The sequence below is a fragment of the Pseudomonas graminis genome (genome assembly GCF_004364335.1).
Classification (GTDB): domain Bacteria; phylum Pseudomonadota; class Gammaproteobacteria; order Pseudomonadales; family Pseudomonadaceae; genus Aquipseudomonas; species Aquipseudomonas graminis_D.
The window spans coordinates 42,977-52,167 of record NZ_SOCR01000020.1 but is presented as its reverse complement, the minus strand read 5'-3'; the positions used below and the strand labels follow the sequence as shown (position 1 = coordinate 52,167).

The following is a 9,191-nucleotide window of genomic DNA, read 5'->3' as shown; positions in this document are numbered from 1 at the left end:
TCCGACGACGCTCCGTGGGCCCGCGCCGAACGGACATCCATGTCCTGACGGCGCTCTCGCCGCATCCCTGCGGCTCGGCCCACTGCGCGTCGTCTACGTTCGGCCTGCACCCAAGTCGCGATTGGTGTCGTCTGGGCTTTTTGCGTACGGAGATCAAGAGCGAAAGCAAAAGCTTCCCGGCTAAAGCCGGTCCTACTGGGGTCGCCGCCAGTCCCGCTGACTGCATGCATTGTAGGACCGGCTTTAGCCGGGAAGCTTTTGATTTGATCGTTCCCACGCTCCGCGTGGTAATGCCACCCCGGACGCTCTGCGTCATCGATCTCACTCATATACGCGCCCTCATAGTGGGACCGGCTTTAGCCGGGAAGAGGCCCGTGCAACCGCTATCAATTTCTCGGTGTGACAACTGACGCCTTCCCGGCTAGAGCCGGTCCCACTGAGATCAAAAACCTGTCACCGTTGAGCCAGACACGTGCAGATCGTTCCCACGCTCTGCGTGGTAATGCAGCCTCGGACGCTCCGCGTCCCTGTGGGACTGGCTTTAGCCGGGAAGAGGCCCGCGTAATCGATATTAATTTCGCGGTGTGGCCGCTGACGCTTTCCCGGCTAAAGCCGGTCCTACAAACGTCAAAAGCCTGCCCGCGGTGTTCCAGGCAAACTCCCTCTATCGCGTAAAGGCAAACCTCCCCGCAATCGCCGCCCCTACATCTTGCGTCGAGCCCTTCCCGCCCAGGTCGGGGGTAATCGGGCCTTGCGCAATCACGTCTTCAATCGCCTGCAATATCCCGTCGTGAGCCGCCCGGTAGCGTTGGTCGCCGTTGCCGAGGAAGTCGAGCATCAGCGCGCCGGACCAGATCATCGCGATCGGGTTGGCGATGTTCTGTCCGTAGATGTCCGGCGCGGAGCCGTGCACCGGTTCGAACAGCGAGGGGAAGCGCCGTTCCGGGTCGAGGTTGGCCGAGGGGGCGATGCCGATGGTGCCGGCGCACGCCGGGCCGAGGTCCGAGAGGATGTCGCCGAACAGGTTCGATGCCACGACCACGTCAAACCGGTCCGGCTGCAGCACGAAGCGTGCGCACAGGATGTCGATGTGCTGCTTGTCCCACGTCACCTCCGGGTAATTCGCCGCCATCAAGGCCGTGCGTTCGTCCCAGTACGGCATGCTGATGGAGATACCGTTGGATTTGGTCGCCGCCGTCAGGCGTTTGCGCGGGCGGGTTTGGGCCAGTTCGAAGGCGAATTTGAGGATGCGGTCGACGCCACGGCGGGTGAACACCGATTCCTGCAGCACGAACTCGTGTTCGGTGCCTTCGAACATCTTGCCGCCCACCGAGGAATATTCGCCCTCGGTGTTTTCCCGAATCACCACGAAGTCGATATCGCCCGGCTTGCGTCCGGCCAATGGACAGGGCACGCCGGGGAACAGGCGCACCGGGCGGATGTTCACGTACTGGTCGAAGTCACGGCGAAACTTGAGCAACGAACCCCACAGGGAAATGTGGTCCGGCACCTTGTCGGGCCAGCCCACGGCGCCGAAGTAGATCGCGTCATAGCCCTTGAGCTGCTCGAACCAGTCGTCGGGCATCATCTTCCCGTGGGCGAGGTAGTAGTCGCAGTGGGCCCAGTCGAGCACGTCGATGCTCAGGTTGAGTTCCCACTTTTTTGCCGCCTGTTCCAGTACCCGCAGCCCTTCGGGCAGGACTTCCTTGCCGATGCCGTCGCCCGCAATCGCGGCGATTCTGAATGCCTTGCTCATGGTGCGCCCCTCGGGATGAATCAGTTCAAGCCGCCGATGTGGAAGGCTTTGACTTCAAGGTACTCGTCCAAACCGTACTTGCTGCCCTCGCGGCCGAGGCCCGATTGTTTGATGCCGCCGAACGGCGCAACTTCCATCGAGATGATCCCGGTGTTGAGGCCGACCATGCCGAACTCCAGCGCCTCACCAAAGCGCCATGAGCGCTTGAGGTCCTGGGTGAAATAGTAGGCGCCCAAACCGAACGGGGTGGCGTTGGCCAGGGCCAGCGCTTCGGCTTCATCAGTAAAGCGCATCAACGGCGCCACCGGGCCGAAGGTTTCTTCGTTGGCCAGCAACATGCCGGCGTGGGCGTCAGCCAGCACGGTGGGTTGCACGAACTGGCTGTCGCCCGAGGGAATCCCGCCGCAGAGCAGTCTGGCGCCCTGACTCAAGGCATCGTCGATGTGCCGCGCCACCTTGGCGACCGCCGCCGGGTTGATCAGCGGGCCGATGGTCACGCCCTCTTCCAGGCCGTTGCCGACCTTGAGCTTAGCCACCTCCTCCACCAATCGCGCGGCGAATCGGTCGTAGATGCCCGCCTGCACGAGGATGCGGTTGGCGCACACGCAGGTTTGTCCGGCGTTGCGAAACTTGCTGATCATCACTCCGGCCACGGCCTGTTCGAGGTCGGCGTCGTCGAACACCACAAACGGCGCGTTGCCGCCCAGCTCCAGGCTAAGGCGCTTGATGTGCTCGGCGCTCTGGCGCATCAGCAGGCGGCCGACGGCGGTGGAGCCGGTGAAGGAAATCTTGCGCACCGCCGGGTTGCCGGTGAGTTCTTCGCCGATGCCGGCGGGCAGCCCGGTGATGACGTTGAACACCCCAGCCGGAATGCCGACGCGCTCGGCCAGCACTGCCAGAGCGAGGGCCGACAGCGGCGTGAGGTCCGACGGTTTGACGATGATCGGGCAGCCGGCCGCCAGCGCCGGCGCGCATTTGCGGGTGATCATCGCATTGGGGAAATTCCACGGGGTGATCGCGGCGCAGACGCCGACGGGTTGTTTGAGGGTCAGCAGGCGGCGGTCGCCACTGGGGGCCGGCATGGTTTCGCCGTAGACCCGGCGCGCTTCTTCGGCGAACCATTTGACGAAGCCGGCGCCGTAGCGGATTTCGCCCTTGGCCTCGTTCAGCGGCTTGCCCTGCTCGCAGGTCATGATCAGCGCCAGGTCGTCGAGGTGGTCGATCATTGCCTGGAACCAGCGCTCCAGCAGCACCGCCCGTTCTGCCGCCGGGCGCGCGCGCCACGCCGGCCAGGCACGTTCGGCGGCTTCAATGGCGCGGCGGGTGTCCACGGCGTCCATAGCCGGGACCTGCGCAAGCAGTTCGCCGGTGGCGGGGTCGCGGACGTCGAGGGTGGCGCCGCTGTCGGCAGCGATCCACTGGCCGTTGACGTAGGCGCGTTCGGCCAGCAGGCCGGGGTCTTGCAAGCGATTCTTGAGCATGGTCGAGTCCTGATCCGAGACAGATTCCAGTCTAGGGATCTGCCTCGAACGAGGATGCCGAAAGCGTCTTCAAACCAGCGTGCCGTGCTGAAATTCACGTCAGGACGGCAGGCTCTGCTACGCCTTCAGCGAGCCGAGCAGCCCTTGCAAAAAGCGCTCGCCAGCGTCCATCTGGCTGACCTCGATAAACTCGTCCGGCTTGTGCGCCTGCTCAATGGAACCCGGGCCGCACACCACCACCGGTACATCCAGCCGCTGCTTGAACAGGCCGCCTTCGGTGCCGAATGACACCTTATTCATGCCGGTGTCCGGCGCGGCGAATTGCTTGAGGAAGCTCACCGCTTCGACCGTCGGGTGGGTGTCGAGGCCGGGGTAGACGTTGATGGTCTCGATCTCGATGGCCGCGACGCTGGAGAGCTTCTGCGCTTCACGCACGATCACTTCGGCGCGCTCGCGCATCTGCTCGATGAACTGTTCCAGGTTGTCGGCGGGCAGGTTGCGCACCTCGAAATCCAGGGTGCACAGGTTCGGCACGATGTTCAGCGCCTTGCCGCCGCTGATCTGGCCGACGTGCACGGTGCTGTAGGGCACGTCGTAGTCGGTGTCCCGGGCACCGTGATGTTGTAGGTGCTGCTGGCTTTCACGCAGGGAGGCAATGAAGTCGCAGGCCACGTGAATGGCGTTGACCGAGCGCGGTGCCAGGGACGAATGCGCCTCCTGGCCCCGGCAGTAGGTGCGATAGGAGCCCTTGCCCTTGTGGCCCAGCACGAATTGCATGTTGGTCGGCTCGCCGATCACGCACAGAAACGGCCGCACCGGTGCCAGGTGCAGCACGTCGAGCAAACGCCGCACGCCGACGCAACCGATTTCCTCGTCATGGGACAGGGCCAGTTGCAGCGGGCGGTTGAGTGGGCGTGTGAGTGAGTGCTCTGCCGCGTCGAGCATGGCGTCGATGGCCAGCGCAATGAAACCCTTCATGTCGCAGCTGCCGCGCCCATAGATGCGCCCGTCCTGCACGGTGGCGGCGAAGGCCGGAAAGGTCCACGCCTGCCCCGCGGCGGGCACCACGTCGGTGTGCCCGGAGAGCAACACGCCGGGCTGGTCTTTCGGGCCGGTGCTGGCGAACAGGTTGGCCTTCTTGCCACTCTCGTCTTTGACGATCAGCGACTCGATGCCCTTGCTCAGCAGCAGGTCGCGGACGTAGTCGATCAGGGCCATGTTGGACTCCGACGACACCGTTTCGAAGGCCATCAGCCGTTTCAGAATCTCGATAACGCGGGGTTTCATGAGGCGTGGCTCCGTTGCGCGGCAGGAAGGGCAAAACGTGTGATGGAGAATGCCTCGATCGGGGTCGTGGTGCGACCGGTGTCGAGCAGTTCGGCCATCACGTCACCGACGCCGGGGCCGAGCTGAAAGCCGTGGCCGCAGAAACCGAAGGCGTAGAACAGGCCGTCGATGGTGCCGCTGGGGCCCATGATCGGCAGTGAATCCGGCAGGTAGCCTTCGATGCCGCTCCACACGCGGATGATGTTCAGATTGCCGACGCCCGGCAGCAGGCGGCGCATCTGTTCGGCCTGATTGAGGATGCTGCGCGGCTCGACAGCGGCGCGACGGTTGAGCATGTCCGGTTTGCTGCGAAAGCCGCCGCCGATGACGATATTGCCCCGGGGAATCTGGCGGAAATAGATCACCTCTTCGGCGATCTTGGTGTACACGCCGATCACCGTCGGCAACGCGTAGGGCACCGGTTCCGTGACCGCCATCTGCGGGCCGTGGGTGTCCAGCGGCACCGGCTCGCCAAACTGCGCCGAGAGTTTCTGGCCCCAGGCGCCGGCGGTGATCAACAGCTGCGCGGCCTGAAACTGGCGGCCGTCGGTGGTGGTGACATGGAAATCACCGCCGAACTTCTCGACCTCGGCCACTTCAGTGCGCTCCTCGATCTGCGCCCCCAGCCGCCGGGCGGCGCGGGCAAATGCCGGCGCAGCGAGGCGCGGGTTGGCGTGGCCGTCGTGGGGGGCGTAGGAGCCGCCTTTGACGTCCGCGCCGAGAAAGCCAAAACGCCGATGCAGCTCGGCGCCTCGATACACTTTCAGGTCCAGTTGCTCGGCTTCCGGCGCGGCGGCATAGGCCTCCAGCTCGGCGACTTCATCTTCGCGGTAACACACGCGCATGTGCCCGCTGGGAATGAATTCCAGGTCATCGTCGATCAGCTCCGGCAGGCGTTTCCACAGCGCCCACGACCGGTTGGCCAGCGCCAGTTGCCCGAGGAATCGCCCTTGACGGCGCACGTTGCCGAAGTTGACGCCGCTGGCGTACTGGCCGATCTGATCGCGTTCCAGGAGGATCACCGACTGCCCGCGCCGACGCAGAAAAAACGCCGTCGCTGAGCCCATCAAACCGCCACCGACAATCACCACATCTGCTTTTTGCACGCTCATGGCGACACCTCCTCGATGAGCATCGACAACGGTTTGACCGGCGCTTGCCCGCGCTGGCGACCGACTTCCTGCACCTGCACGCCGGCCTCGGCCGCGATCACTTCGGCACCCGCCTGGGAGCAATAACGCCCCTGACAGCGCCCCATGCCGACGCGGCTGAAAGCCTTGGCGCGGTTGACTTCACAGGCGCCCTTCTCGTTGACCGTGCGGCGCAATTCGCCGGCCGTGATCATCTCGCAGCGGCACACGATGGCGCTGTCGGGCAACGCCTTGGCTTGCTCGCCGGGCCAGGGAAACGCTTCGGCCAGGCCCAGACGAAACTGGTCCATCACTGCCAGCGCCTGCTGCTGTTCATCGCGCAGTCCGGCATTGAAGGGTTGCTTGAGGTCTTCGAGCAGTGCCAACGCCACTCGGCGCCCGGCGTGCTCGGCGGCATCGGCGCCGCGAATCTTCGCACCGTCACCGGCGGCATACACGCCGTTCACCGAGGTACGACCGGCCTCGTCCGTCGCCAGCCACCATTGGCTGGAAGCCTGATCGAAGGCCATGGCGCAACCGGCCAGATCACCCAATTGGGTTTCCGGGCGCAAGTGATAACCCAGCGCGACGGCATCCGCCTGCACAGTCACGGCCTTGCCACTGCCGGTGGTGAAGCGCACGCCTGCCACACCATTGGCGCCATCGCCCAGTACCTCTAACGGCTTGACGCCGAAATGCACGGGCACTTTCGCCCGGTACAGCTGCGCCAGAAATTTCATGCCGGTCCACAGCAAACCCGGTCGCGCCAACAGTTTGGGCAGGGCTTTGAGGCGCAGGCTGAAGGGCGAGGTATCGAGGACCGCGGCCACAGTCGCGCCGGCTTTGACGTACTGACTGGCGACCAGGTACAGCAACGGCCCGCTGCCCATGAACACTACGCGATGGCCGATGGAAACCGCCTGATTTTTCAAGGCGATCTGCGCCCCGCCCAGGCTGTAGGTGCCCGCCAGCTGCCAGCCTTCAATGGGCATCAAGCGGTCGGTGGCGCCGGTGCAGAGGATTAGCGCGTCGTAGTCCAGCGTGCTGTGGCGGCCCTGATTGGCGCAGCACAACTGCCCCGGCGTGAGGTTCCACACCAGGGTGTCGGGGCGGTAGTCAATGGCGCCATGGATGCGGTCGAAGGTCTGGTGCAGGTGCCTGGCCTTGTCGGCTTCGCTGCCATACAAGGTGCTGTAATCGCGGGTGAAGCCGTCTGGCTGGCGGCGGTAGATCTGCCCGCCGTCGCGGCGGTTTTCGTCCACCAGAATCGGTTTGATGCCGGCCGCCAGCAAGGTTTCGGCGCAGCGCACGCCGGCAGGTCCCGCACCGACGATGACAACGCGATGAGTGCTCAGCTGTGCAGTGGCCATGTCGCCTCCGGTTGTGTGGTGACGATGTCCAGCCCGTCGCGGACTTCGTTGGAGCAGGCGCGCAGGCGTTCACCGCCGCGGGTCCAGACCCAGCAATCCTGGCACGCGCCCATCAGGCAGAAACCGGCGCGGCGGCCGCTGTCGAATTCCGACTGGCGCAGCGAGGTGCCTTGGGTGAGCAACGCCACCATCAACGTGTCGCCCTGCAACGCTTCGATTGGCGCGCCATCCACGGTCAGGTTGACCGTCGGCCGGCCCTGTTCGGCCAGCCTCACAAAACGCCCTTTCATGCATAGGCTCCAAAGCTTGTGGGGGTAACGCCGCGCTGGGTCGCCAGCAAATCGGCGGCGTCGCGGTGGCAAAGGATTGCGCTGCCATTGTCCAGCGTGCGGCGGTTCGGCGCGGTGCGGTTGCACAGGCCGTCGATGCGCATCGGGCAACGGTTAAGGAAGGTGCACAGTTCCGGCAGATTGGCCCGCTCGCCGATCGGAGGCAGCTCGCCGCTGGTGGCGCCGCAGGTTTCCAGCCAACCCTGACGCAGTTCCGGCACCGAATGAATCAACAGGTCGGTGTACGGGTGATACGGCGCTTCGGCAAAGGACTCGCGGCGGCCGGCATGGACTTTGTGGCCGCTGTACATCACCACGATGTCATCGCACAGCGCGCGCACGGTGGAAATGTCGTGGCTGATGAACAGGTAGGACACGCCCAGTTGCTGACGCAGGTCGCGGAGCAGTTCGAGGATCGCCGCGCCGACCACGGTGTCAAGGGCCGAAGTCACTTCATCGCAGAGGATCAAATCGGGCTTGGCCGCCAGCGCCCGGGCCAGATTGACCCGCTGTTTCTGCCCGCCTGACAGTTCATTGGGACGGCGATCAGCCATGTCTCGCGGCAGGCGCACCAGGTCGAGCAGTTCGCCGATGCGCGCCTGCAACGCCGCGCCCTTGAGGCCGAAATACATTTTCAGCGGACGGCTGAGGATGTTCGCCACGCTGTGCATCGGGTTGAGCGCGGTGTCGGCGTTCTGGAAGACCATCTGAATGCGCCGAAACTGCTCCGGCGTGCGCTCGGACAGGCTGCCGCCCAACGGCTGACCGTCGAAGGTCAGGCCGCCAAGGGCCGGGGTCAACAGCCCCGCCACCACCCGCGCCAAAGTGGACTTGCCCGAGCCCGATTCACCGATCACGCCGATGGCCTGGCCGCGCCGTACGGTCAGGTCGATGTCTTCCAGCACACGGATCGCCGGCATGCCATGCAGGTTCTTGTTGCCGTAGCCGGCAGTCAGGCCGGTGATGGTCAGCAATGGAGTCTCTTCGGCGATACCGCAAGGCGGTCGAATGCGCGTGTCAGGACGCGCGGCCGCCAGCAGGCTGCGGGTGTATTCGTGGGACGGTGCCTTGAGCAGGGGCGCGGTGGCGCTTTGTTCGAGAATCTGCCCGCCGTTGAGCACGACAATCTGGTCGGCCATTTGCGCCACTACGGCGAGGTCGTGGGACACGTAGACCGCCGTGGCGCCCCGTTCACGCACCACACGCTTGAACGCCCGCAGCACGTCGATCTGGGTGGTGACGTCCAGGGCGGTGGTCGGTTCGTCGAGCACCACCAGCAGCGGGTCGCTGATCAGCGCCATGGCGGCCATCACCCGTTGCAGTTGCCCGCCAGAGACCTGGTGCGGATAGCGACGGCCAATGCGCTCGGGGTTTGGCAAAGCCAGGTCGCGGAACAGGCCGATGGCCTTGGCTTCCAGCTCTGCGCGAGTGCCGAGGCCATGGATCAACGGCCCTTCGACCACTTGATCGAGGAGTTTTTTTGCCGGGTTGAACGCCGCCGCCGCGCTCTGGGCAATGTACGAGACGCGATTGCCACGCAGGCCCTGCAGCTGTTTTTCGTTCAGGGCGAGCATGTCGTGTTCGCCGACCTGCACCACGCCGCCGGATAACCGGCAACCCCGCCGCGCATAACCGAGCAAGGCCAGGGCGATCGTGGTTTTGCCGGAGCCGGACTCACCGATCAGCGCCAGCACTTCGCCTTTCTCCAGGGCAAAACTCACGCCCTTGACGATCTCCACTTCGCTGCCCGGATCACCGGCCACCACGCGCAAGTCTTCGACGCGAATCAACTGGGTCAT

At 64.8% G+C, this 9,191-nt stretch carries 7 protein-coding genes; all 7 read right to left on the bottom strand.

The window, feature by feature from the left end; all coding sequences use genetic code 11:
• Positions 1-664: 664 nt before the first annotated feature.
• Complete coding sequence (locus EC919_RS26705; protein ID WP_133777358.1) at positions 665-1,756, bottom strand: tartrate dehydrogenase; 1,092 nt, start codon at positions 1,754-1,756, stop codon at positions 665-667.
• A gap of 20 nt (positions 1,757-1,776) precedes the next feature.
• The gene (locus EC919_RS26700) at positions 1,777-3,237 is read right to left on the bottom strand and encodes an NAD-dependent succinate-semialdehyde dehydrogenase (RefSeq protein ID WP_133777356.1); all 1,461 of its coding nucleotides are present in this window, start codon (positions 3,235-3,237) and stop codon (positions 1,777-1,779) included.
• Positions 3,238-3,354: 117 nt separating this feature from the next.
• Positions 3,355-4,524 carry an acetylornithine deacetylase gene (gene argE / locus EC919_RS26695; protein WP_133777354.1) on the bottom strand — a complete coding sequence of 390 codons (1,170 nt, stop codon included), beginning with the start codon at positions 4,522-4,524 and terminating at the stop codon, positions 3,355-3,357.
• Positions 4,521-5,675: an NAD(P)/FAD-dependent oxidoreductase gene (locus tag EC919_RS26690; RefSeq protein ID WP_133777352.1), complete on the bottom strand. Its 1,155-nt coding sequence runs from the start codon at positions 5,673-5,675 to the stop codon at positions 4,521-4,523. Before EC919_RS26690 ends, argE begins: the two co-directional genes overlap by 4 nt.
• Positions 5,672-7,063, bottom strand: a complete 1,392-nt coding sequence (locus EC919_RS26685) for an NAD(P)/FAD-dependent oxidoreductase (RefSeq protein WP_133777349.1) — start codon at positions 7,061-7,063, stop codon at positions 5,672-5,674. Before EC919_RS26685 ends, EC919_RS26690 begins: the two co-directional genes overlap by 4 nt.
• Positions 7,045-7,353: a (2Fe-2S)-binding protein gene (locus EC919_RS26680; RefSeq protein ID WP_133777347.1), complete on the bottom strand. Its 309-nt coding sequence runs from the start codon at positions 7,351-7,353 to the stop codon at positions 7,045-7,047. Before EC919_RS26680 ends, EC919_RS26685 begins: the two co-directional genes overlap by 19 nt.
• Entirely contained in the window at positions 7,350-9,191 is a 1,842-nt protein-coding gene (locus tag EC919_RS26675; RefSeq protein ID WP_133777345.1) for an ABC transporter ATP-binding protein, read from the bottom strand. Before EC919_RS26675 ends, EC919_RS26680 begins: the two co-directional genes overlap by 4 nt.